This is a genomic window from Pseudoduganella flava, assembly GCF_007830495.1.
Classification (GTDB): domain Bacteria; phylum Pseudomonadota; class Gammaproteobacteria; order Burkholderiales; family Burkholderiaceae_D; genus Rugamonas; species Rugamonas flava.
This window is the reverse complement of sequence record NZ_VLKW01000007.1, coordinates 118,513-141,626: the sequence shown is the minus strand read 5'-3', so window position 1 is coordinate 141,626 and position 23,114 is coordinate 118,513. Positions and strand designations below refer to the sequence as shown.

Below are 23,114 nucleotides of genomic sequence, written 5' to 3'. Positions count from 1 at the left end.
CGTTCAGCCGGCGCGGCCGTCGAATCCGGCCGGCGTGGCGCCGGCCGCATGCAGCAGGGGACCGGGCAGCGGCGCCGGCACGTGCCACGGCTCGCCGCCCTGCGCCGCGAACAGCCGCTGCACGAAGCGGCGCGTGCGCTGGGCACCGGCCAGTGCGTTGTCCAGGTGGCGGTCGACCTCGGAGAGGTGGCCGGCAAGGCGGCGCCGCGCTTCGTCCAGGCCCAGCGTATTGACCAGCGTCGCCTTGCCCAGGTCCAGCCCCGTGTCCTTGCCGGTGACGGCGCTGTCGTTGCCGGGCAGGTCCAGGAAATCGTCGCGGATCTGGAACGCGTGGCCGGCCGCCAGCGCGAAGGCGCGCAGCGAGCGGGCCACCTGCTCGTCCACCTCGGCCAGCGCGGCCGCCATCTCGACCGTCGCGCTCAGCAGCAGGCCCGTCTTGCGTTCGTTGGTGGTGGCGATGGCACCGGCCGAACGGGCTGCGCCGCCGTGCAGGTCTTCGTACTGGCCGCGCACGAGGCCCTGCGCGCCGACCGTTTCGGCCAGCGTGGCCACCAGGCGCGCGCGCGTGGCGGGCGGGATGCCGGGCGCGGCGGCAAGGATGCCGAACGCCCGTGTCAATAGTGCGACGGAAGCGAGGATCGCCACGTCCTCGCCGTATTGCCGGTGGATTGTCGGCTTGCCGCGGCGCAAGGTCGCGTTGTCCATGCACGGCATGTCGTCCAGGACGAGCGATGCGGCATGCACGATCTCGACAGCGCATGCGACGTCGAGCACGGCGGGGCACGAACAACCGAGATCGGCCGCGACGAGCATCAGCAGGAGCGGGCGCATCCGCTTGCCCGAGCCCAGCACCGCCGCACGCATCGACGCGGCCAGGCGGTCGTGCCGCCCCGTGCCGGCGTCCAGCAGGTGGGCGATACGCTGCTCGAGGGCGTCGCGCAGCGCCGCGATCTCGGCGGATGCATCGCTGCCGCCCTGCATGCTCGACTGCGTGCGCCAGCGGTTCTTACTGGTCATGGCTTTCCTTCCGTCGGGGTCCTGGCTGGCCATGATAGCGAAATAAGCATGTAAAACCGGCACGTGTTCAATCGTGCGCCCGTCCTGGACAAATTTTTCCGGGTCAAAAGCGCGCCATTGACTTCGCATCGCATTTGGTCTTTAATTTCTGTAACGACAGAAATGAGAGAAAACGAGTATGCCTCTGAGTCCGACCGAACAGAAATACATCCTGCACTGGGGCGAGATGGGTACCCGCTGGGGCGTCAACCGCACGGTCGCGCAGATCCACGCGCTGCTGTTTCTTGCCAATGCGCCGCTGCACGCGGAGCACATCGCCGAGACGTTGAACGTGGCGCGCTCGAACGTCAGCAATAGCCTGAAGGAGCTGCAAAGCTGGGGCCTCGTGAAGGTGACGCACGTGCTGGGTGACCGCCGCGACCACTTTGTCGCGCTGCAGGACGTGTGGGAGATCTTTCGCGTCATCGTCGAGGAGCGCAAGCGCCGCGAGATCGACCCGACATTGTCCCTGCTGCGCGAATGCGCGATCGAGGCGGAGGACGACCGCCACATGGAGGAGGCCACGCGCCGCAAGATGGCCGACGTGCTGGGCTTCCTTGAGATGCTGGCGGCGAGCTACGACGACTACAAGCACCTTCAGCCGGCCACGCTGAAGCGTTTCCTCACCATGGGCGGCAAGGTGGCGCGGCTGCTCGGAACTGACAAGGAGCAAGCATGAACGGTCCCGAACTGACGCTGTACTACGATGGCGCCTGCCCGTTCTGTGCGGCCGAAGCGGCTGCGCTGAAACGGCGCGATGCGCGCGGTGCGCTGGCCTTCATCGACATCGCGGCACCGGACTTCCGCGACTGCCCGCCCGGCACCGACCTGGCCGCATTGAATGCCCGGCTGCATGCGGTCACCCGCGATGGCCGGCTGCTGCAGGGCCTCGACAGCATGCAGGCCGCGTACACGCTCGTCGGCCTGGGCTGGGCCGTGCTGCTGCTGCGCGTGCGCGCCCTGCGGCCCGCGCTGGACTGGGCTTACCTGCGCTTTGCCCGGCACCGGCAGCGGATGTCGCGCTGGCTCGGCCTGGCGCCGGCGCCGCGTTGCGACGGCACCGTGTGCCGCCCGGGCGGCCTGTATTTGAAGGAGCGGCGCGATGAGTAGTGAGCCGCTGCGCTACGGCCCTCCCGGCCAGACGGTGCTCGTGACGGGCGCCACCGGCTTCGTCGGCAGCCATCTCGTCGCCGCGTTGCTGGCCGACGGCCAGCACGTGATCGCGTTGACGCGGGACACGGCGCGTGCCCGCAGCCAGTTGGGCGACGCGGTGCGCTGCGTGATGACGATGGACGAACTCGCGCCATCCGAACGCATCGACGTGATCGTCAACCTCGCCGGCGCGCGCATCCTCGGACCACGTTGGACGAAAAGGCGCCGCGCGGCGCTGCGCGCCAGCCGCATCGGCTTGACGAACCGCGTGGTGGACTGGATCGGGCACGCGCAGCACAAGCCGCGCCTGCTGTTGTCCGCCTCGGCGATCGGCTATTACGGCGTGCAGCCCCGCGATGCGGCGGCGCCGCTGACGGAAGAGAGCCCGCCGCAGCCCATCTTCATGTCGCAACTGTGCCAGGAATGGGAAGCGGCGGCCGGGCGCGCGGCGCAGCATGGCGTGCAGGTGGCCACGACCCGCTTCGGCCTCGTGCTCGGCCACGGTGGCGCGCTGCCGGCGCTGCTGCTGCCGGTGAAGCTGTTTGCCGGCGGGCCGCTGGGCGGCGGCCGGCAGCGGATGTCGTGGATCCACCTGGACGATCTGCTGCGGGCACAGGCCTGGCTGATCCGGCGCAGCGCGCAGGAGCGGGTGGACGGCGCCTGGAATTTCACGGCGCCGGAGTGCGTGACGCAGCGCGAATTCAGCGCCACCGCGGCACGCTTGCTGCACCGGCCGGCGTTCTTCCCGACGCCGGCATGGCCCGTGCGGCTGCTGCTGGGGGAGCAGGCGGACCTGCTGCTGGAAGGCCAGTGCGTGGCACCGGCGCGCTTGCAGCGCGAGGGCTTTGGCTTCGCGTGGCCCGTGTTGGCCGATGCGCTGCGCAGCCTCGTGTGACGACCGGGCGTGCGGCCGTCAGGCGCGCGACACCACCAACGGTTGCAGCAGCGTGTTGACGTGGGCCAGCCGCTCGAGGGCGGCGCGCTGGTAGGCATCGCCGGGCCGGCGGCCCTGGTCCCGGTAGCGGGCGCACAGTTCAAGCGCGCGCAAGCGGCCCGCCGCCGGATCGGTCGGCATGGCGATGCCCGCCTGCTGCAGCAAGCCAGCCGCCAGCCGGAACGCTTCCTCCGGCAACGTGGCGCCTTCCAGCACGCGAGCCGGCGACGCGAAGCCGCCCGCGGCGGCCAGGCCGGCCATATAGGCGGCATCCGATTCGAGGCGCAGCGATGCGCCCGGGATCAGCACGATCAGCGGCGCGTACGGCGCCAGCTCGGGCAGCAGATGGTTCGGATAGACCTGCGCCTCCCAGCAGCGTCCGGCCAGCAGCGCGAAATGACGATGGTCGCGCAGCGGCACCATGCCCGCATCGGCGAACGGCAGCAGCGCGACCGGCGCGGCGTGCGGCGCGGCGGCATCCTGCGCCACGTCGACGTACAGTGTGCCGAGCAGCAGCGCATTGTGGAATTGCGCGCCGTGCCGCACGCCCCAGGTCACGCGGGCATCGCCGCCAGCCATCAGGAACGGGACCAGCGCGGCGATGCCTTCCGCGGCGTTGGGTGGCAGCGTGTCCGGGTCGAGGTTGTTCAATGCTGCCTGGATCGCGCTGGCGATCTCCAGGCTCTGGCCGTGCGGGTAGGGCATGCCCAGCTTGACGCTCTGGCGCGCCGCCAGTTGCGGATCGAGCTGCGTGCGCAGGTGCAGGAACAACGCGCGCAGCGGCCCCAGTGCCGGCAGCAGGTGGCGTTCGGTCAGCGTGCGTTGGCGGTCGTCGGCGATGCGGGGTTCGTTGGGCAGCAACACGTCGATCCCCGTCATTCCAGCTCCGGCAGTGGCGGTTGGGCGCGGCGCCAGCGCAGCATGCCGGCCGAGAACGTGGCGAGGTAGCCCGCCAGCAGGCCCAGCGCCAGGCACGATAGCGGATGGCGCAGCACCATCTCGCGCGTGATCGGCACGGGGAAGTCGGACTGGCGATTCATGTACAGCTCGATGCCGATGTGCAGCACGCGGGCGGCGAACAGCATGCAGACAAGGATGCCGAAGCGGTCGTATGGCTTGAAGAAGTAGCGCCGGCCCACGGTCTCGAAGCGGGTCTTCTTCAGCGTGAAGTAGCCGAGCCAACCGCCGGCCAGCGCGCCCGCGGCCAGCGACGACAGCGCCAGCACATCCTCGCGAAGCGCGATGGCCGACGCGAGCAGCACGATGCCGAAGAAGCCGGCGCCGGTCCAGTGCTTCCACATCAGCGACTCCTGCCGCACGAAGAATTGCCGCAGGCGCGAATAGACGCGCCAGATCAGCAGCGGGATCAGGATCAGCAGAGCCAGTGTGGTCAGTTGCATGGAAGAGCTATCGTGGCAAAACGTAAATTGTAACGCTGCGGCGCGTTTGTTGGGGGCGTGATAACGTGATGGTCCACGCCACAGGAGGAACCATGGAGCGCCCATTCACGGTCGTGCCGGGCCTTGGAGATCGGCCATACCGGGCACACCGTGCACCGGACCTGCCGGTGCCCGTCGACGAACCGATCACCGAACCGCATCCGGCCCATCCGGACCACACGCACATGCCGGAGGAAGACGACGAGCCGATACCGGATCACAAGCCGGAGCTGCACTGACCGTGCATTGGCGCTGGGCGCTTAATCGAAAGCCCACGTGTACAGCACGTCCAACGCGTTGTTCGTCCCAGTCTGGAACTGCAGCGTGATGCGCGGGTTCAGCTTGTAGCGCAGCTTGACCAGCGACGTCGCCGTGCCCGCACCCTGCTCGAAGCTGATGTAGGCGCGCGACGACAGCTTCTTGCCGACCGTGACGACGGTGCTTTCCAGCCCCTTCGCCTGCGACACGCCCAGCTCGTCCAGCCCCACCTTGTTGGCCAGGCTGCCGCCCCCTTTGCCGCCGAACAGCGCGCCGGCCGCGGTGCTGAGCAAGCCCATCTCGTTACCCGCCATGTCCGCCATGCCGTGCCCCAGCACGAGCCAGGACAGCTTCTCGCTGTCCGGCACGGATGGTGTCGACACGAGCCGGGCCGACGGCGCCAGCGCCGTGCCGCGCACCTCGACACCCGCCTCCACATTGGTCTCGGACAGTTCGGAGCCTTCCGGCCGCTTGCGCACGGCGAGGATGTTCAGGCCGGGGTTGTCGTAGGCGCCCGTGAAGTTCAGCACGCCCCGTTCGATCGCCAGGCGCTGGCCGTACGCGGCATAGGTGCCGCTGACGACGCGGATGCTGCCGTTCACGCGCGGCGCGCGGCGGTCCGCCACGCGCACGTGCACCGCGCCCGCGAGATACGCATCGAGGCCCTTGCCCTTCAGGCGGAAGTCGTCGCCCAGGTCCGCCTCCAGGTCCACGTTCAGCGGCATCGATTGCGCCGTCTCCTTGATCGTCGGCTTGCTGCGGCCGAGGATCACGACGTCGTCGCTGATCGTCGGCGCGTTCTCGTCCGGCAGCTCGATGTCGGCGCGGTCGGCGCGGAACTTGCCGGCCAGCTGGAAGCGCTTGGCGTCGCGCACCAGCGTGCTGGAGCCGGACAGCACCAGTGTGCGGTCGGGGCGCGACAGCGCTTCGAGCTTGTCGGCCGTCAGCTTCAGCTGCATCGTCGCCTCGTTGTTCGCGAGGCGCGCCCAGCCCTCGGCGTCCGCGCGGCCGCCGTTCTTCCCGCCGCCTTCCAGGTGCAGCTTCTGCAAGGTCAGTTGGTCGCCGGCGACCTTCGCCTGCAACTGGCCGTTCTTCAGGCGCACGCCTTGCTCGGCCCAGTTGATCACCAGGCCGTTACCCGTCACGTCGCCGTTCAGTGCCGGGTTGGCGACGGTGCCGCTGCCGGCGATCGTCCCTTTCAGAGCGCCATCCAGTTCCAATCCGTCGATGCCGGCCAGCGGCGACATCCACGCGATCGACGGTACGTCCAGGCTGCCGTTGACGGCCAGCGGGCTGTCGCCTGGAATGCGACCGTCGCGCAGCCGTGCGTTGGCGTCCAGCGCGATGCGGCCCGCGCGCGTGCCGGTCAGTCCCGCCGTCACCTTCAGTGTATTGCCGGAGACGTTCACGCCGGCCTGCAACTGCGTCAGGCCCAGCGGGATCGGCTTGTCGCCGCCCGTGACCGTGATGTCGCCTTTTTCGCGGAACACCTGCACCGAACCGTCCAGTGCCGGGGCGCCGCCGCCCGTGCCCGGCAACAGCAGGTCGAGACCCCAGTTCGCGCCCACCGTCATGTCGCTGACGACGTGGCCGCGCCATGCATCGGACAACTGTGCCAGGTAGGTGGCCGGCACGCCCGCGGCAGCCCCGCGGCTCTTCCAGCGCGGCCCGTTCTTCTCCAGGTTCTCGACGCGCACCGAGCCTTCCGGCAGGCGCACGACGGCGTTCGTCAGCGCGATGCGATCCGGTTTTGCGAGGCCCAATACGCCGGCACCTTTCGGCGCGGCGATCACCAGCGGCGCCGGCGCCTGCAACGTCAATGCGAAGCGGCCGCGGTTCTGCAGCGTGTCGATTGCGCCCGTCCACGTGTCGTTGGCCCAGCCGCCCCTGATGCGCAGCGCCGCGTCGAAGTCGGCGTTCGCGGCGGACAGCGCGATCGCGTGCGCCGCGCGCGTGCCGCTCGTCTGCAGGCGCGCGCGATCGAGCGTCAGCGCGGGCGAGCTGTAGCCCGCCACGTCGATGTCGGCCACCAGCGCGTCGACGTTACCCAGCGTGCCCGTGGCCTTCAGCGCGCGCACCTGGTGCTGCGTGAACAGGCGCAGCGTGGTGCCTTCCAGGCCGAACGACAGCAGCGGCTTGTCCGTCGTGCCGCCCAAGGTGCCGGTGCCGCGCAGCGCGCCGCCGAAGCCGGCGCCCAGGCTGGAGAGCTGCGGCGCGTCGAGCTTCCAGTTCAGCCGGTCGGCCGGCGCGCCGAACGCGCCTTGCGCCGTCAGGCTGTTCGAGCCCAGGCGCAGGTCCACGTCGGCATTGTCGACGTGGCGGTGATCGGCCGCCACCCGCGCATGGCCTGACAGTGGCGCGCTCACCAGGGTCGACGGCGCCAGGTCCAGGTTGACGTTGGCGCGCCAGTCGGCGGCCAGCCGCGCATTGCCGGAGAACGTCGCATTCAGGTTGCCGGCCGGTGCCGACGCCGCGAACGCGGCCGGGTTTACGCGGCGCAGGCTGCCGGAGGCGATCACTTCCGGCTGCTTGTCCTTGCCGGCCAGCGCGAACTGGCCGGAGGCACGGATCACGCTGTCCAGCGCGCGCACCTTCGCGCCCGTCATGCCGAGGCCGCGCGCATCGACGTCGAAGCTGGTGCGCGGCGCAGCGTAACCGCCCGTCGCGACGCCGCTGGCCGCCACCGCGCCGGCCAGGTCGGCACGCAAGGCGGAAAGCTGCTTCGCATCGAGCTTCCAGTTCAGCTTTTCGGCCGGCAGGCCGAAGTCGCCGCTGGCCGTCACCGTGTTCTGGCCCATCGCCACATTGGCCGCGATGCCCGTCAGGTGCTGCGCGTTCGCATTGAGCTTGCCGCCGCCGGTGAGGCTCTGGCCGGCGAAGCGGCTTGGGCGGATCGTGAAGTCGACGGCGGCCTGCCAGGCCGGCGCCAGCTTGCCGGCCACGTTGGCGGCCGCGTTCAGGTCCGCCTGTGGGAACGCGCCCAGCGCGGATGGGTCGAAGTGATCGACGGTGGCTGCCGCCTTGAAGGCCTTGTCGTCCTTCAGGCTGGCCTGGCCCGTGATGCCGATGCTGCCGCGGCCCGCCTGCAGCCGCGCGCGGTCGATCGTGACGAGCGTGTCGACCAGCTTCGCGTGCGCATCCAGGCGCACATTGCGTTCGGCCAGTGCCACGTCGAACGTCTGCGTCGTACCGGTGCTTTTGGCCGATACGTCGCCGGCGATCGCCGTGGGCTTGGCCGCGCCGTGGATCGCCGACAGGTCGATGCGGTCCGTGTGCAGGCGCAGGTCGGCCGTTTCGATGCCCCCCTCGGGGCCCGTGCGTGCGATGCGGCCGGCGCCGGTGAAGCGGCCGGCGGCGCCCAGGTCGATCAGCAGGTTGTCCAGCGTGGCCACGGTCAAGGTGCCGCCCAGGCGGGCGGTGACGGCCTTCAACGGCAGGCGGCCCTGGTCGAGCGGGCCCGCTTCCGCGGTGTTGAGCAGTTCGACGATCCCGCCCACCTTCTGTTCTGTGCCGATGTCCGCCTTGACTCTCATGTCCAGGCTCGCCTTCGGCCACGCGGACTGGAAGCGCGACGGGTCGACGCCGTGCGCGCGCAGGTCGGCCGTCTTCAACGGAATCTTCTCGAACGGCGCCAGCGTGACGACGCCGTCGCCGTTCGCATTGCTGGACGTGCCCTTGATCGCCAATGTCAGCAGCGACAGGTTGCCGGTGGCCGCCGCCGTCAGCTGCGCGGCCGGCTGGCCGGGGGCGATGTGCACTTCGGTCAGCGCGGCCTTTGCTTCCAGCTTGTACGGCTTTTGCGCCCCGATCGTGCCATCCGCATTCACGCGGCCGATCGGCGTGATGGCGCTGGCGCTTTGCAGCTGCCAGCGGGTCTTGTCGCCATACAGGCGCACGCGCACGTCGTCGATGTCGTTCCTTGTGCCTTCCAGGCTGACCATCGTCAGCTTGGCCAGGCGCCCGTCGGCAACGGCGATGCGGAACGGCGGCGCCAGCGAGGCGGGCATGGTCAGCGGTTCCTCGTCCTTCGCCGTGGTGCGCACCAGCACGGACGCGACGCGCAGCTTGTCGATCTCGATCCCGGACGAGAAGAACTGCAGCGGCGACCAGTCGATGTCGATATTGTCGGCCGTGATCGTGCTCGTCTTGCCCTTGAAGACGAGGCGGCCGATGTGCATGTGGTCATACAGCGAGCCCGTGACGCCGGTAATCGCGATCGCGCCGCCGCTGGCGCGCGCCACGCGCTCGGCGATCTGCTGCAGCGTGGTTTCGCGCCCGAGCAGCCACACGGCGCCGCCCAGCACGACAACGGTAACGCCGGCACCGATCAGCGTGCGGCGCAGCCAGCGCCGCTCCTTCTTCGGCAGCGGCTGCGGTGCGTTGTCTTCGGTAGTGGTGTCGTCGGCCATCAGAACGTGAATCCCAGAGAGAAGTGCAGGCGGGCCTTGCGCACGGCGTGGCCGTATGCCACGTCGACGTTGATCGGGCCCACCGGGCTTTTGTAGCGCGCGCCGATGCCGTAGCCGGATTTCGGATGGATGTCCGACAGCGAATCGGCTGCGTTGCCGGCGTCGTAGAACACGGCCGCGCCCCAGGTCGGCCGGAACCAGTACTGGTACTCGGCGCTGGCGGTGGCGAGGTAGCGGCCGCCGACGGTGGCGGTACCTTCCTGTACGCCCAGCTCCTGGTAAGCGTAGCCGCGCACCGAGTTGTCGCCGCCGGCGCGGAACAGGTAAGTCGCCGGCACGCCGTTCTTGGTGCTGGACGCCAGCGCGCCCAGCTCGGCGCGGAAGATGAACAGGTTACGGGCGTTCAGCGGCCGGTAGGTGATGCCGCGCGCCGTGAAGCGCAGAAATTTCTCGTCCGTGAGGACCGGCAGCAGCGCGCCGCCGGCCGTGGCATTGAGCACGTAGCCGCGCGACGGGAAGATCAGGTTGTCCAGCTTGCGCCATGTGACGGCATACGTGACCGGCAAGCTCATTGCGTGACTGGACCCGTCGCCGGCGACGGTCTTGCTTTCGTTGAGGTACTCGGCCGAGATGCTGCGCTCCAGCAGTGGCGTGCCCCACGCGCGCTTCGCGTAGATCGAGGCGCTGCGGGTCGTTTCGCCTTCGACGTCGTTGCGTTCCAGCGCGGCGCCGAAGCTGTCGTTGTAGCCGTCCGCCGTGGTCGGGAAGTAGAAGTCGCCGCGTGCCGTCTGCTTCTTCTGTTCCAGTGTCAGGGAGCTTTTCAGGCGCAGGCCCCAGATCGCCAGGTCGTCGTAGCTGACGGAGGCGCGGCCGCCCGTGTTGGTCGAGATACCAAGACCGACGCTGGCGTTCTTGCGCTTGTTCTCGACGACGTGCACGAGCAGCGGCACGGGCCCCAGCGTGGCCGGCGGCGCGGCGCCGGTGCGCTTTTCCTCGGCCGCTTCCTGCTGCGCGGCGATCACCGTGTTCAGGTCGGCCGTCACTTCGACGGCGGAGAAGTAACCCGTGTCCTGCAGCCGCGCCTGGAAGGCTTGCAGCTCGGCCTCGCTGTACACGTCGCCCGGCTTGATCTTGTTCAGGTTACGGATGACCGCTTCCGGATAGCGCTTCAGGCCCTCGATCTTCAGTTCGCCGAAGCGCATCTCGGGACCACTGTCCAGCGCCACGCGCAGCAGCGCGCGGTGGGTGTCCGGGTCGACGGTGGCCACGCTTTCCGTCATCTGCGCGCGCGGGTAGCGCGTCTGCACGACGGCGCGCAGGATCGCGCGCTTGGCGCGTTCCCATTCGTCCTGGCGGAATACGTCGCCGGCCGGCAGCGTCCAGCCGGCCTTCAGGCCTTCCTTGTCGAACGGCGATTCGGGCGACGATTCGAAGCCGTTCAGCACGATCTCGACGGCGCCGACGAGCACCGGCTCGCCGGGCGTCACGTCGACGATCACCTGCGGCGTGGCGCCGCTATCGTCCAGCCGCACGGCGACTTCGGGCGAGTAATAGCCCTCCGTCGCCAGCAGCGTCTTGATCTGGTTCGGCGCCGTGCGCACCATGCGACGCAGCTGTTCGCGGTCGGTGCGCGGATTGCCGCGGTAGCGCACCAGGTCGAGGTTTTCCTCCAGCAGGTTGTCAAGGCGACCCGGCGCATTGATGCGCACGCCGTAGTTCAAGCCGTCGGCAGCCTGCGCCAGCAGCGGCAGCGCAAGCGACAGCAGCAGCGTCGCCGAAGCGCGCCGCAATACATTTGTGACGACTTGTGCCAAAATTCGTGATCCCAGGTCAATACGATGACGAGATGTTACCGGATCGGGCGCCGGCATGGCGTCCCGATAAGCCTTATCGAAAAGACGAATTTGAAAGATTGAAGCGATGATGAAACGCGATTGCGCCCTGGTGCTGTTCTCCGGCGGGCAGGATTCCACCACGTGCCTGGCCTGGGCGCTGGACCGCTACGAGCGGGTAGAAACGATCGGTTTCGATTACGGCCAGCGCCACGCGATCGAGCTGACGATGCGCCCGGAGCTGCTGCGCAAGCTGCGCGCGCTGCGGCCGGACTGGGATGCGAAGCTGGGCGAGGACCATATGATCGACCTGGGCCTGATCTCCCAACTGTCGCAGACGGCAATGACGGAAGACATCGAGATCACGATGCAGGCGAACGGCCTGCCGAATACCTTCGTCCCGGGCCGCAACCTGATGTTCATGACGGTGGCCGCCACCGTCGCGTACCGCCGCGGCCTGACCGTGCTGGTAGGCGGCATGTGCGAGACGGACTTCTCCGGCTACCCGGACTGCCGCGACGACACGATGAAGGCGCTGCAGGTCGCGCTGAACCTCGGCATGGACACCCGCAACAAGCTGGAAACCCCGCTGATGTGGCTCGACAAGGCCGAGACGTGGGAACTGGCCGAGCGCCTCGGCGGCCAGCCGCTGGTGGACCTGATCCGCGCCGACACGCACACGTGCTACAAGGGCGAGCGGGGCGAGTTGCACGATTGGGGCTACGGCTGCGGCGAGTGCCCGGCCTGCGCGCTGCGGGCGCGCGGCTACCAGAACTACGTGGCGAAGAAGGCTGCGTAAAACAAAAGGGCCGCAACGTGCGGCCCTTTTGCTGTCCGGGTGGCGCGGTTCAGACGGCGGCTTCCTTCGCGGCCTTCATCGCGCTGCGGCGCTCGCGGTTGCGGCGGTTGCAGAACCAGACGATGGCAACGACGATCGCCAGCGGCAGCAGCAACGGCGACAGCGCGGCAATGATCGCGACGGCGACGGCACCGATGCCGACCACCGCCAGCATGCCAAGGCCGGCGAACAGCACGCCGACCAGCAGCGCCGTGCAGACCAGCACCACGGCGCCGATCAGCAGGCCGCCGCCGGCAAACAGCACGCCCAGCAGCCAGCCCAGCGGGCCATCGACCTCGTCGCCATCGAAGTAGAAGCCGTGGTTCCACGTGCTGTCCAGGTTGTTGAATGCGGCAATGGCCAGCAGCACGATCAGGGTTACGGCAAGCAGTTTTTTCATGATGGCTCCGAAGTGGTGTTCTGCGATGGTTGAACTGTACGCCGCCACCTGCGCAGATGCTCGCCAAAAGCGACGGACGGTCGCTTTTGCGGGATGAACGGGAACAAACCCGGGCTCAGGAAGAATGTTTCCAAAAATCGGGGTCAGACCCCGAATTGCGGAAACATTTCCCAACATCGGGGTCAGACCCCGTTTTCAGGAAAGATCGGCGGAAGCGTCAGAACGCGTGGCGCAGGCCGAACGACGTGGCCGACAGCGTTGCGCCCTTCAGCGAGCCTGCCTGCGCGGCGACGCCGTTGATCGGGAAGTCGTAGGCCGCATGGGCGTCGTTGTCCAGCCGGGTGTGGTATGCGTAGACGGTGGTGCGGGGCGAGAACGTGTATTCGTAGCCGAGCGTGGCGTGTACCGCGCCCGTGTCGGTGCCTGCCTGGATGAAACCGACGGTGCCGGCGCCGTGGCCATCGCCCGCCTTGCCGATGCTGGCGCGCAGGCCGTGGCGGCCGGCCTGATGGCTCAGCGACAAGTACAGCGCGTTGCGGGCCAGCCGGGCCGGCAGCTCATAGGCAAGCCGCTCGGCGATCAGCGCCACGCGCGTGGTGCCGAACGTGTACGCCAGCGCCGCCTTGGTGCCCGTGTCGACGGTGCCGGGGCCATGGTACTCGTGGTGGCGCTCGTCGGCGAGCACCGCATACCACGGGCCTGCGTCGTGAACCAGCGCGAGCGACAGCAGTGACGGGTGCGCGCCGCCGGCCGGGCGCTCCTCCGCCAGCCCATGCGTGGCGCGCAGCGACCAGCCGTGCCAGCGGGGCGACCACCAGTGCACGCTGTTGGCCTGGCGCCGGTCGAACGACGCGACGTCGCCCGTGTTGTCGGTGGACGACGCCGAGCCGTTGGCAAGGATGCTCATGTAGCCGGCCGTCGTCGGATAGAACGGATCGAGGCCGGACGTGGCGCCGTTGTAGGCCGTCACCCAGTGGCCCGCGAACAGCGTGCCAAATGTCCCTTCGAGGCCGACGCGGGTATCGCGCTGGGCGATCTGGCCGGCGCCCGTGTCGGGCGACAACGTGCCTTCGATCTGGAACAGTGCCTTCAGGCCGTCGCCCAGGTCTTCGCTGCCGCGAAAGCCCAGCACGGAGCGGTTGTTGACCATCCGTTCGACATGGAGGCCCGGTGCGCGCGCCGCTTCCAGCGAAACGTTCAGGCGGCCGTACACCTGGACCTGGGCGACGGCGGGAGCGGCAGCGGCCAGCGCTGCGCAGCAGAGGAGGGGAGTGGTGTTCATGCTGAAATTGTCCGGCGCGGGGCGGGCCGGCGGCATCCCCCATCCGTGGGCAAGGCGCTGTGCCCCGTGGAGAGGGTTTTCTCTCTGGCGTTTCTCCTGCTATACTGGATTTATATACAGTGTTTTCTAGAGAGAGGAGTCATGGAAGATCTGATCGAGCAGGCCATTCGGGAAGAAGAGCGGGACGCGGCGCAGGAGGCGGCATTCCTCCAGGCGCAGGAAGCGGCGCTGGTGCAGGAAGACCGCGTCTGGCAGGGCCAGGGCTGGACAGCCCGTGTGATCAAGAACGAGGACGACGAAGGCTGGGCCGTCGCGATGATCAAGGACGGCGAACCGGAGCCCGCGCTGGTGGGGCCCTGGACGATGGGCCGCGACAAGAAAAACCCGAAGCCGCTCGACATCTCGGCGTTCCACACGCTGGTGAAGACGGCCAACGAAGTACTGCGCCGCCACGAGCAGCAGCTGCACGCGCGGCTGCACAAGTCCGTGCGGGTGGTGATGGACGACGGCACCGCGATCACGGTGAAGCTCGACATCACGCCGGACGAGGACGAGCCGTACGCCACGTTGACAGCCGTCGAGGAATACGGCGAGCAGCTGGCATCGGTGCGCACGCGGCCGGACTTCAAGCTGTCCACGGCCAGCGCGATGGCGTGGATCGAGGGCGGCTACAGGAAGCCGAACTGAAGCCGAACTGAAGCCGAACTGCGCGAACTGAAGCGGGACTGAAGCCGCGTCGGGGCCCGCGGCGCGCCGGCGTCCCGCAGCGGCGCCAACGCATCGGCTGCCCCGCGATGTGTTGCATTTTGGCGGTGCGCGCTGGCCTCACGCCGGCCCGCCTGTTATATTTCCCTATTGCACTTTGTGTTGCATATTTTTCTGGGAAATCTGATGGAAGACCGCCTCCGCCGCCTTGAAGCCGTCCAGGCGATGTTGCTTGAAATCGGGCAGCTGTCGACGAGCTGTACCGATATCGTCCAGTTCCTGCGTGCCGTCCACGGCGCGCTCGGGCGCATCATGTACGCGGCCAACTTCTACGTGGCGCTGAACGACCGCGATGGCGAGGAAAACGCGGTGCGCTTTGTTTACTTCGTCGACGAGGCCGATGAGGCGCCGTCGCCAGACGAAGTGGTGCACCTGGCATCGCCGGAGCAGTCGCCGACGGCGAAGGTGATCCTGTCGCGCCAGCCGCTCGTGATGACGGCGGCCGAACACATCTCGCGCCGCCAGGTGGCCGCGTTCGGCGAAGGCACGGTGGCCGAGCACTGGATGGGCCACCCGCTGCTGGACCAGAACCACCAGCCGCTGGGCGCGATCGTCATCCAGAGCTACGACAAGGAACACACCTACAGCGCGGAAGACGAGGCGCTGTTCGCGCTGATCGCCAACCAGGTGTCGTCCGCGCTGCAAGGGCTGCAAAGCATGGACCGGCTCGAGCGCGCCGTCCGCGAACGCACGCTGCGGCTGGAGCATGAGGTGGCGGAGCGGCGCCGCGCCGAGAACCTGCAGCGCGCGCTGTACGAGATCGCCAGCCTGTCCGCGTCGGCGGTGGATGCCGATGCGCTGCCGCGCCGGCTGCACGAGATCATCAGCGAATTGATCAACGCGCGTAACTTCCTGATCGCGCTGTACCACCCTGATACGCAGGAAGTGAGCATCCCGTACTTTGTCGACGAAAAGGACGTCGAGGCGCCGCTGAAGCGCTTCCGCTACGGCATGGGCATGAGCTCGTATGTGCTGAAGCACAAGAGCGCGCAGCTGCTGGATGCGGCCAGCTACCGGGCGCTCGTCGAGGCGCACCAGATCGACGAGCCGCTGGGCAACGAGAACATCGCCAGCTGGATGGGCGCGCCGATGCTGCTGGGCGAGCAGGCGTATGGCGTGATCGTCGTGCAGAGCTACGACGACACGGTGATCTACACGCAGGCGGACCTGGACATCCTCGCGTTTATGGCCAGCCACGTCGCGGTGGCGCTGGCGCGCATGCGCGGCGAGCGGGCGATCCGCAAGGCCAAGGCGTCGCTGGAAGAACAGAACGCCGCGCTGAACGACGCGCTGACGCAGCTGCGCGACGCGCAATCGGAACTGGTGCGGCAGGAAAAGCTGGCGTCGCTGGGGCGGCTCGTGGCGGGCGTCGCGCACGAGATCAACACGCCGCTGGGCATCTGCGTGACGGCCACGTCGCACCTGGTGCAGGAACTGAAGCTGATCAAGGAAGACCTGGCCGCGGGCCAGCTCGACGAGGATGGGCTTAATACATTCTTCGACACCGTGGACCAGTCGCTGCGCATCATGACGACGAACACGCAGCGCGCCGCCGCGCTGGTGCGCAGCTTCAAGCAGGTGGCGGTGGACCAGTCGTCCGACAACATCCGCCACTTCAACCTGGCCAAGTACGTGGACGAAGTGCTGCTGTCGCTGCAGCCGAAACTGAAGGGCAAGCCGGTGAAGGTGGAAGTGGACTGCCCGGCGGACATCCACCTGGACAGTTTCCCGGGCGCCGTATCGCAGATCGTCACGAACATGGTGATGAACTCGCTGGTGCACGGCTTCGGCGAAGACCAGGCGGGCACAATCCGCATCAAGGGCCGCGTCGACGGCGACCACGTCACGTTCGACTACAGCGACGACGGCATCGGCATGGACAAGGACACGCTGGCCCAGCTGTTCGACCCGTTCTTCACGACGAAGCGCGGCAGCGGCGGCTCCGGCCTGGGCGCGCACATCCTGTACAACCTCGTCACGGGCCCACTGGGCGGCACGGTAAAAGTCAACAGCGCCCCCGGCATGGGCCTGCACTACCAGCTGCGCTTCCCGCGCGACCAGCGCAAACCGAAAGACACCGCGCACGCGTGACGCTACGGCTCAGTTCGTGTCCCTCTGGGGTCAGACCCCAGAGGGACACGGCCTCAGCCGTAGTACAGCGCAGCGTTCAGTCCGGGAACCGCTCGTTGATTGCCAGCGCCTCGTCGATGTTGTCGATCAGGAGTTCGACGTATTGCGGGTCCAGGTGGTGGCCTGCCACTTCGCGCAGGTAGGAGACCACGCGCTCGGCTGGCCAGGCGTCCTTGTAGACGCGCTTGTGCATCAGCGCGTCGAACACGTCGGCGACGGCGACGATGCGGGCGTACAGGTGGATGTCCTCGCCCTTCAACCCTTGCGGATAGCCGCTGCCGTCGTATTTCTCGTGGTGCTGGTGGGCGATGACGGCGGCCGCCTTCAGGATCGGCCGCTGCGAGCCGTCCAGGATCGACAGGCCCACCGTCGGGTGCTGCTTCATGATTTCCCATTCGGCCGGATCGAGCTTGCCCGGTTTCAGCAGCACGGCGTCCGGCGTCGCGATCTTACCGATGTCGTGCATCGGCGCGGCGTGCTTCAGCACCGCCGTTTCGTCTTCCGGCAGGCCGGCCGCCGTCGCCAGCAGGTGGCACACTTCGGCCATGCGGCGCACGTGGTTGCCCGCTTCGTTCGAGCGCGATTCGACGACGTCGCCCAGGCGCAGGATCAGTTCAGCCTGGGTATCGGTGATCTCCTGGTTCAGCAGGATGTTGTCGAACGCGATCGCCACGCCGCTGCAGAAGATCTCCAGCAGCTTCGCATCGAGTTCGGAAATCTCCTCGACGCCTTTCAGCACGAGCAGCGACGCCTTGCCGCTGTTGTTCGGGAAGTAGCCGACGTAGGTATCGCCTTCCAGCTTCGAGATGCGGTTGCTCTCGGCCGCGTGCAGCTGGTCGATCAGCTCGGGCGTCAGCAGCGTCTCTTCGCCGATCTGCGCCAGCACCTCGTAATCGCCTTCGCCGGTGATCGCGGTGGCGCCGCGCAGCCGCAGCAGCATGCTGTGCTCCAGGCGCAGCAGCGCGACGACCTGCTGCAGCAAGCCGTTGGCGAAGTCCTTCAGGTTCCGCTGCTGGAAGATGTGCGCCGACGCCGCGATCACGCGCTCGAGCCCTTCGCGGTAGTGCATCTGCTGCTGGCGCGCTTCCTCGACCTTCATGATGTCGCGGTAGGCGCGCAGCGCGGCGAACGTCGTCGTGAACAGCTTGGTGCGGTCCAGCTCCGTCTTTTCCTTGTAGTCGTTGATGTCGTAGTTGACGATCACACGTTCCTCGGGCGCCTGGCCCGGCTGCCCGGTGCGCAGCACGATGCGGGTGAACTGGTTGTCCAGGTCCTGCCGCATCCAGCGCGCCACTTCCAGGCCGCTGTCCTCGCGCTCCATCACCACGTCGAGGAACACCAGCGCGATGTCCTTCTCGCGCGACAGCACTTCCTTGGCTTCCTGGCCGCTGTACGCATGCAGGAAAGTCAGGCCGCGGCCGTCCAGGCGGAAGCGCGTCAGCGTCAGCTTGGTGATGTCGTGGATATCGGGCTCGTCATCGACCAGCAGGATTTTCCAGGGCGGCAGCTTGGGCGATGCTGAAGACAGAAAGGACATAGGTCTGATTTCGCGTAAGGGTCGGCATTTTCATTGTATGCCCCGGTTTGATTATTAACAACAGGCAATATATGTTTCGCCACTGCTTTACAACACTGGACTGTAGCGTTTTTGGCAACGTTCGCACCAGAATGTGCGCCGATGGGTCTTGCCCAGGTGCTGCTTGTGCAGCGGGATATTGCAGCGCGGGCAAATGCGCTTCGTGTGGGCCAGCCAGTGCTGCTTCAGCACATACGCTTTTTTCCACTCGAGGAATTCAAAGCTGTACTGCCGAGCCTGCTTGACAAGTTCGCGCAACTTCGCCGCCGGCAGGCACCCCACCGTCGACAGCGGATGGATCTTCAGCCGGAACAGCACTTCGTTCTTGATGATGTTGCCGACGCCGGAAAACACCGTCTGGTCGAGCAGCGCGTCGCACACGAGCGTGTCCGGCATCGCCCGCAGCTTCTTCAGCGCGAGCGCGGGCTTCCACTCGTCGGACATCACATCGGCCTGCCATTCGTAGGCCTCGTCGAGGTCGCCCTCGATCATTTTCACGGAACAGGTATAGAAATTGAGCTCGCCGCCTTCCTCGAACGCCAGTGCCAGGCGGGGCGGACTGTCTTCCTTTTGCTCGTCGATCCGGTAACTGCCGAACATCAGGAAGTGGATGCGCAGGCTGTACAGCGGCAACTCGATCAGGAAATGCTTGCCCCACGTGCGCACGGAGAGGATCGGCTGGCCGGGCAGCTCGTCGTACGGCACGGCCTTGCTGTTGCCATGCGCCTCGGCGATCGTGCGGCCTTCATAGGGCTTCGCGAGCTCTTTGAGGATGACGAGAGAAGGACCTTCGGGCATGCTGCGCTCCATCAGTTCATGATGAGCCAGTCTGCCCGCGAAGACGGCACCGCGCGGTTAGCGCACGCACACAAGATTGGCAGAAAACCGTGCCAGGATAGTTTTGTTTGCTTGCTTCCACCCCAACGGCAAGAGCTGGGGTCAGACCCGGCGGGTCTGACCCCGGGTTTCGGTTCTTGGGTTGCCTTAAAAAAAACCGCACACGGCTTGCACCGCGTGCGGCAAAGGATCAGCATCCGTGAGCACGGACGCATCAGGACTCGGTATGCGGGCGCAGGCCCGCGGTGTTCAGCTCAGTTCAGCTCAGCTCAGCTCAGTTCAAATGCGGCAGCCCCGTCAGGTAGCCGACGGCGGCGCCGTAGCGGTCGCGGTAGTTGGCGCGGATCAGCGGGTCCAGGGTCGCCATCACTTTCGAGTGCAGGCCGCCGGTGACGTTGCCGCTGGCATCCTTCGTCACTTCCCAGTCGCCCGGGTGCTGGAAGTTGCTCATGATGTAGGCAAAGCCGTTGATGTCGTCAACAGCATGCAGGCCCGTCGATTCGGCGCCGGACGGCGTCGACAGCAGGCGCGTCAGCGTCTTCGTGTCGACGTTGTAGGCCCACAGGAAGTTGTTCACGTGCGTGCCGGAATCCTCGCCGATGAACAGCGTGCGCAGCTTCTCGGAGAACTTGATGTTGTCCGGGTTGCCGATCTTGTCCGGGTTCGCGGTGTTGCCCAGCGCGTCCGGCGTGGCCAGGTCTTCGCCGATCAGGGCCGGCACCGGCGCCATGTCGACGGGCACCCATTCGCTGTCGATCGCGGCGCCCGTGTCGTCCTTCTGGCCGCCCTTCAGGTTCAGTGCATAGACGATGCCCGCGTTCGGGCCGGCGATCGAGATGCCGCCCGATCCGTTCTTCATCGCGGCCTGGATGTACGACATCGCCGAGTACGCGATCTTGTCCTTTGCATTGACGGTCGTGCCTTCCATCTTCGTGAAGCCCAGGCTGCCGCCCTTCAGCGCGGCGTAACGGTGCGTCTCGAGGAAGGCAGCGGCCTTTTCCATGCCCGGCTTGACCTTGACCCAGTTCGTCTTGCCCGAGAACGGGATCTTCGTGTATGTCGCGTCGCTTGGATCGGCCGTCTTCACGTCGATGATGTCGGCCGCTTTCAGGCTGTCCGCCAGCGCCTTGATCTCGGCGCTCGTCGCCTTGCCCAGCTTGACCCACGTGAGGTCGGCGGAGCCGCCGTTGTCGGCCGTCTTCTGGTTCCACTTGGCCACGTACAGCGTGCCGGACGACAGGTCGCGCGCCTTGTCGGCGACGAACATGAACAGGCCGCCGTTGGTGGCGTCGTCGCCCATCAGCGTGGTGCGCTCGTCCGGCATCACCTGCACCAGTTCGTGCGAGATGCGGCCCATGCAGTAGTGCTTCTTGATCGTGCCCGTGCCGTCCGGATTGACGGTCACTTCCGGCAGGTGGCCGTAGTGGTACGGGTTGGCTTTCGTCGCGTCGCCGAACAGGTTCGTCGAGAAATTCTGGAATTGCGTGTTCGTCGCGATGGCCGTCGCATCCGGCTCGTATTCCTCGCTGGACAGGTGGGTGTTCCACGGCGAACGGCTGGCGCCGCACGTGATCCACAGGCCGTTGGCCGGGCTCGTGTCGACGTTATGGTATTTCACGAGCGTCAATGCGCCGGTGGTCTTGTCCTGGTCCAGGGTCAGCACGGCGATCGGCGACGGCAGCATGCCGTACATCGAATCGCCCTTCACGTTGCGGGTCGTGTATTCGAACTGCACGACAGCGAACACGGTATTGCCCTTGACGCCGGCCACGCTGGCGTTCGGCAGGGTCAGCAGCGAGCTGCCGTCCGGGCAGTCGGAGAAGAACTGGCGCTGCGCCGCATCCGTCTTGTCGAGGATCGGCTTGTTGTTGATGTCGTAGTAGCCGCCGGACAGGATCGTGCCGCCGCTGCCGTTCGGCACCATCGCGCCCGTGATGAAGAACGCTTCGTACTTCAGCGTGTACGTGGTCTTGGTGCCGTCGCTGTAGTTCGCGACGAGCGACGAGCCCACGGTCGTCGTGGCCATCTTGGCCGCTTCGGCCAGCGTCGGCGCGGCCATGCCCGAGAACGTGACGGAGGACAGCGTGGCAGGCGTCGGCGTCACCGGGGACGTCACGGACGGCGTGTCGTTGTCGCCGCCGCAGGCGGTCAGCAGGGCGGCAGCGGCGCTTCCCCCGGCCAGCGGCAGCAGCGGGGCTCCCGAAATGAACTTCAACATGCGGCGGCGGGAAGGATCGAGATGGTCGGACATGGGGCTTCGTTGTTGTGAAAGAATGCCCGCATGGTAGTTGCGACTTGTTACAACATCGTGACAGCGGAAACGATCGGCCCGCCGCGATCGGAGTATAGTTTTTCCACTGCCTGTGAAAGACCGACCCGGAAGGAACGATCATGAGATTGCACGCCCGTAAGTGGGTGGCGGCGGCGTTGCTGGCGGCGGCGGGAGCCGCCAGTGCCGGCGTTACCGTCAATTACGTCAAGCCCGATGAATTCATCGACATGCCCCGCTCGCCGCAGGATCGCGAGCAGGTGCTGCGCGACTTGAGCCGGCATTTCGCCAGCCTCGGCAAGGAACTGCCTGCCGGGCAGGAGTTGAAAGTGACGGTCACCGACGTCGACCTGGCCGGCTGGCTCGAGCCGCGCCGCTGGGCCATGGACGACATCCGCATCATGCGCGGCGGCGCCGACTGGCCCAGCATCGACCTCAGCTACACGCTGGAGCAGAACGGCCAGGTGATCCGGAGCGGCAAGGATACGCTGAAGAACATGATGTACCAGCAGCGCATCAGCAAGTACACGGCCAGCGACCCGCTGCGCTACGAAAAGCAGATGATCGACGACTGGTTCCACAAGGCGATCACCGGCAGCCAGGTCGGCAGCCGCTGAAGTCCGCCGCCATGGTTCAGTCGAGCCAGTTCACGCGGGGGAACTTGGCGCGGAAGTCGTCCGGCATCGGCACCACCTGCTTTTGCCGGTAGTTGAAGAACACGAAGCCATATTTCGCCATCGCCACCAGCGTCTGGTCGCTGGGCCGGGTGATGCGGAAGATGATGTCGCCGCCGTATTTGTTGAAGTCCATCACGCCGACCTCGAACAGCAACTGGTCGCGGGCATGGGCTTCGGCGCGGTAGGTCGTGGCCAGGTCCGTCACGATGATGCCGCTGCCGTCGTTCTCCGTTTCCCGCACGCCATACTCGTACAGGAAGCGTGCCCGCGCTTCGGAAATCATCGAGATCATCGAGTCGTTGCCGAGGTGATTGCCGGCGTTGATGTCGGTGTGGCGCACCGTCAGTTGCGTCGAGTAGAGGAACTGCTCGTCCGGGAATTCGAGCTTGAGTCTGGCCATGGCGAAAACGGGAAAATAAAACGCCTATTGTAGCCCCGCGGCGGCACGCACGGACGCGCACCGCCGCGCGTTCATCCCGGCGTTCAGCCCAGGTTTTCGGCCAGGAACAGCAGCGTGTGGCCGTGCGCCTCGGCGGCCGAGCGCTGGTGGTAGCTGGCGCGGTGCGAACAGTTGAAGCCGTGCTCCGCATCCGGGTACACGTGGATCTCCACGCTGTCCCGGTCGCCGAAGCGTTCCGCGATGTGCTTCACGTCGTCCGGCCGGATGTGATCGTCGCGGCCGCCGAAATGCATCAGCAACGGCACCTGGATTGCATCGGCCTGGTCGAGCTTTTTCTCGATGCCGCCGCCGTAGTAGGCAACGGCCGCGTCCACGCCGCCGTGCGCCGCCGTCAGGTACGACAGCAAGCCGCCGAAGCAATAGCCGATCGACGCCACCTGCGTCACCCCATCCTGCGTGCGCAGCACCTTCAGCGTCGCGGCGATGTCGGCGACGGCCTTGTCCACCTTGGTGGCCTGCTTCAGCTTCACGGCCTTGTCCCAGTCGGCCTTGTCGTAGCCCAGCTCGATGTGGGCGCCCTCGCGCCAGAACAGGTCCGGCGCCAGCACCACGTAGCCGTCCGCCGCGTATTGCTCGGCGACGCCGCGGATGTGCGCGTTGACGCCGAAGATTTCCTGGATCAGCACGATGCCCGGCCCCTTGCCGCCGCGCGGCAGCGCAAGATAGCCCTGGAACGTGCCGTCGTCGCCGTGGATGTCGATCCAGCGGCTTTCCGCTGGGTGATGATGATTGTGTGCCATGCGTTCTCCTTGTCCATGCAGCTGCGCCGCGATGATACTGCCGGGCATGGAGTATAAGCC

The 23,114-nt window shown here is 67.0% G+C and carries 20 protein-coding genes; 8 read left to right on the top strand and 12 right to left on the bottom strand.

The genetic code is table 11. The features are described from left to right. Positions 1 to 3: 3 nt before the first annotated feature. The gene (locus IP92_RS18500) at positions 4 to 1,017 is read right to left on the bottom strand and encodes a polyprenyl synthetase family protein (RefSeq protein ID WP_145877736.1); all 1,014 of its coding nucleotides are present in this window, start codon (positions 1,015 to 1,017) and stop codon (positions 4 to 6) included. A 178-nt stretch (positions 1,018 to 1,195) separates the two neighbouring features. Here IP92_RS18500 and IP92_RS18495 point away from each other — a divergent pair, with 178 nt between their 5' ends. Genes IP92_RS18495 through IP92_RS18485 form a run of 3 tightly spaced genes read left to right on the top strand, consistent with a single transcriptional unit; the run spans position 1,196 to position 3,103 of the window. Further along, positions 1,196 to 1,735, top strand: coding sequence for a GbsR/MarR family transcriptional regulator (locus IP92_RS18495; RefSeq protein WP_145877734.1), 540 nt, complete (start codon positions 1,196 to 1,198; stop codon positions 1,733 to 1,735). Further along, the gene (locus tag IP92_RS18490) at positions 1,732 to 2,166 is read left to right on the top strand and encodes a thiol-disulfide oxidoreductase DCC family protein (RefSeq protein WP_145877732.1); all 435 of its coding nucleotides are present in this window, start codon (positions 1,732 to 1,734) and stop codon (positions 2,164 to 2,166) included. Before IP92_RS18495 ends, IP92_RS18490 begins: the two co-directional genes overlap by 4 nt. Next, positions 2,159 to 3,103, top strand: a complete 945-nt coding sequence (locus IP92_RS18485; RefSeq protein WP_145877730.1) for a TIGR01777 family oxidoreductase — start codon at positions 2,159 to 2,161, stop codon at positions 3,101 to 3,103. Before IP92_RS18490 ends, IP92_RS18485 begins: the two co-directional genes overlap by 8 nt. Positions 3,104 to 3,121: 18 nt before the next feature. Here the strand turns inward: IP92_RS18485 and IP92_RS18480 are convergent, their stop codons facing one another. After that, positions 3,122 to 4,021, bottom strand: a complete 900-nt coding sequence (locus tag IP92_RS18480) for a hypothetical protein (protein WP_145877728.1) — start codon at positions 4,019 to 4,021, stop codon at positions 3,122 to 3,124. Continuing rightward, on the bottom strand, positions 4,018 to 4,542 hold the full coding sequence (locus tag IP92_RS18475) for a CcdC protein domain-containing protein (protein ID WP_145877727.1): 525 nt from the start codon (positions 4,540 to 4,542) through the stop codon (positions 4,018 to 4,020). Before IP92_RS18475 ends, IP92_RS18480 begins: the two co-directional genes overlap by 4 nt. Before the next feature lie 92 nt (positions 4,543 to 4,634). Between IP92_RS18475 and IP92_RS18470 the strand changes: the two genes are divergently transcribed. Then, complete coding sequence (locus tag IP92_RS18470) at positions 4,635 to 4,820, top strand: hypothetical protein (protein ID WP_145877725.1); 186 nt, start codon at positions 4,635 to 4,637, stop codon at positions 4,818 to 4,820. A gap of 21 nt (positions 4,821 to 4,841) precedes the next feature. Here IP92_RS18470 and IP92_RS18465 read toward each other — a convergent pair whose 3' ends face one another. Together IP92_RS18465 and IP92_RS18460 are read right to left on the bottom strand one after the other, a co-directional pair. After that, complete coding sequence (locus IP92_RS18465) at positions 4,842 to 9,248, bottom strand: translocation/assembly module TamB domain-containing protein (protein WP_145877722.1); 4,407 nt, start codon at positions 9,246 to 9,248, stop codon at positions 4,842 to 4,844. Further along, positions 9,248 to 11,038, bottom strand: coding sequence for an autotransporter assembly complex protein TamA (locus IP92_RS18460; protein WP_307724861.1), 1,791 nt, complete (start codon positions 11,036 to 11,038; stop codon positions 9,248 to 9,250). Before IP92_RS18460 ends, IP92_RS18465 begins: the two co-directional genes overlap by 1 nt. A 130-nt stretch (positions 11,039 to 11,168) precedes the next feature. Between IP92_RS18460 and queC the strand changes: the two genes are divergently transcribed. Next, a complete protein-coding gene (gene queC, locus IP92_RS18455) occupies positions 11,169 to 11,879 on the top strand; it encodes a 7-cyano-7-deazaguanine synthase QueC (protein WP_145877717.1) in 711 nt (236 codons plus the stop codon). Positions 11,880 to 11,928: 49 nt separating this feature from the next. Here the strand turns inward: queC and IP92_RS18450 are convergent, their stop codons facing one another. Together IP92_RS18450 and IP92_RS18445 are read right to left on the bottom strand one after the other, a co-directional pair. Next, complete coding sequence (locus IP92_RS18450; RefSeq protein WP_145877715.1) at positions 11,929 to 12,318, bottom strand: homeobox domain-containing protein; 390 nt, start codon at positions 12,316 to 12,318, stop codon at positions 11,929 to 11,931. 217 nt (positions 12,319 to 12,535) lie between these two features. Beyond that, complete coding sequence (locus tag IP92_RS18445) at positions 12,536 to 13,600, bottom strand: porin (RefSeq protein WP_145877713.1); 1,065 nt, start codon at positions 13,598 to 13,600, stop codon at positions 12,536 to 12,538. Between the two features lie 141 nt (positions 13,601 to 13,741). Between IP92_RS18445 and IP92_RS18440 the strand changes: the two genes are divergently transcribed. Next, on the top strand, positions 13,742 to 14,287 hold the full coding sequence (locus IP92_RS18440) for a hypothetical protein (RefSeq protein WP_229418848.1): 546 nt from the start codon (positions 13,742 to 13,744) through the stop codon (positions 14,285 to 14,287). A 204-nt stretch (positions 14,288 to 14,491) separates the two neighbouring features. Beyond that, a complete protein-coding gene (locus IP92_RS18435) occupies positions 14,492 to 16,456 on the top strand; it encodes a GAF domain-containing sensor histidine kinase (RefSeq protein WP_145877711.1) in 1,965 nt (654 codons plus the stop codon). A 76-nt stretch (positions 16,457 to 16,532) separates the two neighbouring features. On the opposite strand, the gene IP92_RS18430 is transcribed toward IP92_RS18435, so the two are convergent. From IP92_RS18430 to IP92_RS18420, 3 genes are all read right to left on the bottom strand, one after another. Then, a complete protein-coding gene (locus tag IP92_RS18430) occupies positions 16,533 to 18,032 on the bottom strand; it encodes a response regulator (RefSeq protein WP_145877709.1) in 1,500 nt (499 codons plus the stop codon). Between the two features lie 87 nt (positions 18,033 to 18,119). After that, positions 18,120 to 18,869, bottom strand: coding sequence for a DNA-formamidopyrimidine glycosylase family protein (locus IP92_RS18425; RefSeq protein ID WP_145877707.1), 750 nt, complete (start codon positions 18,867 to 18,869; stop codon positions 18,120 to 18,122). A gap of 313 nt (positions 18,870 to 19,182) precedes the next feature. Further along, positions 19,183 to 21,159: a PhoX family protein gene (locus IP92_RS18420; RefSeq protein WP_145877704.1), complete on the bottom strand. Its 1,977-nt coding sequence runs from the start codon at positions 21,157 to 21,159 to the stop codon at positions 19,183 to 19,185. Between the two features lie 140 nt (positions 21,160 to 21,299). Between IP92_RS18420 and IP92_RS18415 the strand changes: the two genes are divergently transcribed. Continuing rightward, positions 21,300 to 21,794, top strand: a complete 495-nt coding sequence (locus tag IP92_RS18415; protein ID WP_145877702.1) for a DUF3016 domain-containing protein — start codon at positions 21,300 to 21,302, stop codon at positions 21,792 to 21,794. Between the two features lie 16 nt (positions 21,795 to 21,810). Here IP92_RS18415 and IP92_RS18410 read toward each other — a convergent pair whose 3' ends face one another. Then, entirely contained in the window at positions 21,811 to 22,254 is a 444-nt protein-coding gene (locus IP92_RS18410) for a thioesterase family protein (RefSeq protein ID WP_145877699.1), read from the bottom strand. A gap of 83 nt (positions 22,255 to 22,337) precedes the next feature. After that, complete coding sequence (locus IP92_RS18405; protein WP_145877697.1) at positions 22,338 to 23,054, bottom strand: dienelactone hydrolase family protein; 717 nt, start codon at positions 23,052 to 23,054, stop codon at positions 22,338 to 22,340. Positions 23,055 to 23,114 lie beyond the last annotated feature (60 nt).

What these genes read in the sequence shown, in the direction of transcription:
- IP92_RS18480 (WP_145877728.1), bottom strand. Translation starts at nt 4,021, where the DNA reads ATGACGGGGATCGACGTGTTGCTGCCCAACGAACCCCGCATCGCCGAC.
- queC (WP_145877717.1), top strand. Translation starts at nt 11,169, where the DNA reads ATGATGAAACGCGATTGCGCCCTGGTGCTGTTCTCCGGCGGGCAGGAT.
- IP92_RS18425 (WP_145877707.1), bottom strand. Translation starts at nt 18,869, where the DNA reads ATGCCCGAAGGTCCTTCTCTCGTCATCCTCAAAGAGCTCGCGAAGCCC.
- IP92_RS18470 (WP_145877725.1), top strand. Translation starts at nt 4,635, where the DNA reads ATGGAGCGCCCATTCACGGTCGTGCCGGGCCTTGGAGATCGGCCATAC.
- IP92_RS18490 (WP_145877732.1), top strand. Translation starts at nt 1,732, where the DNA reads ATGAACGGTCCCGAACTGACGCTGTACTACGATGGCGCCTGCCCGTTC.
- IP92_RS18440 (WP_229418848.1), top strand. Translation starts at nt 13,742, where the DNA reads ATGGAAGATCTGATCGAGCAGGCCATTCGGGAAGAAGAGCGGGACGCG.
- IP92_RS18445 (WP_145877713.1), bottom strand. Translation starts at nt 13,600, where the DNA reads ATGAACACCACTCCCCTCCTCTGCTGCGCAGCGCTGGCCGCTGCCGCT.
- IP92_RS18435 (WP_145877711.1), top strand. Translation starts at nt 14,492, where the DNA reads ATGGAAGACCGCCTCCGCCGCCTTGAAGCCGTCCAGGCGATGTTGCTT.
- IP92_RS18405 (WP_145877697.1), bottom strand. Translation starts at nt 23,054, where the DNA reads ATGGCACACAATCATCATCACCCAGCGGAAAGCCGCTGGATCGACATC.
- IP92_RS18415 (WP_145877702.1), top strand. Translation starts at nt 21,300, where the DNA reads ATGAGATTGCACGCCCGTAAGTGGGTGGCGGCGGCGTTGCTGGCGGCG.
- IP92_RS18410 (WP_145877699.1), bottom strand. Translation starts at nt 22,254, where the DNA reads ATGGCCAGACTCAAGCTCGAATTCCCGGACGAGCAGTTCCTCTACTCG.
- IP92_RS18430 (WP_145877709.1), bottom strand. Translation starts at nt 18,032, where the DNA reads ATGTCCTTTCTGTCTTCAGCATCGCCCAAGCTGCCGCCCTGGAAAATC.
- IP92_RS18450 (WP_145877715.1), bottom strand. Translation starts at nt 12,318, where the DNA reads ATGAAAAAACTGCTTGCCGTAACCCTGATCGTGCTGCTGGCCATTGCC.
- IP92_RS18495 (WP_145877734.1), top strand. Translation starts at nt 1,196, where the DNA reads ATGCCTCTGAGTCCGACCGAACAGAAATACATCCTGCACTGGGGCGAG.
- IP92_RS18475 (WP_145877727.1), bottom strand. Translation starts at nt 4,542, where the DNA reads ATGCAACTGACCACACTGGCTCTGCTGATCCTGATCCCGCTGCTGATC.
- IP92_RS18420 (WP_145877704.1), bottom strand. Translation starts at nt 21,159, where the DNA reads ATGTCCGACCATCTCGATCCTTCCCGCCGCCGCATGTTGAAGTTCATT.
- IP92_RS18465 (WP_145877722.1), bottom strand. Translation starts at nt 9,248, where the DNA reads ATGGCCGACGACACCACTACCGAAGACAACGCACCGCAGCCGCTGCCG.
- IP92_RS18500 (WP_145877736.1), bottom strand. Translation starts at nt 1,017, where the DNA reads ATGACCAGTAAGAACCGCTGGCGCACGCAGTCGAGCATGCAGGGCGGC.
- IP92_RS18485 (WP_145877730.1), top strand. Translation starts at nt 2,159, where the DNA reads ATGAGTAGTGAGCCGCTGCGCTACGGCCCTCCCGGCCAGACGGTGCTC.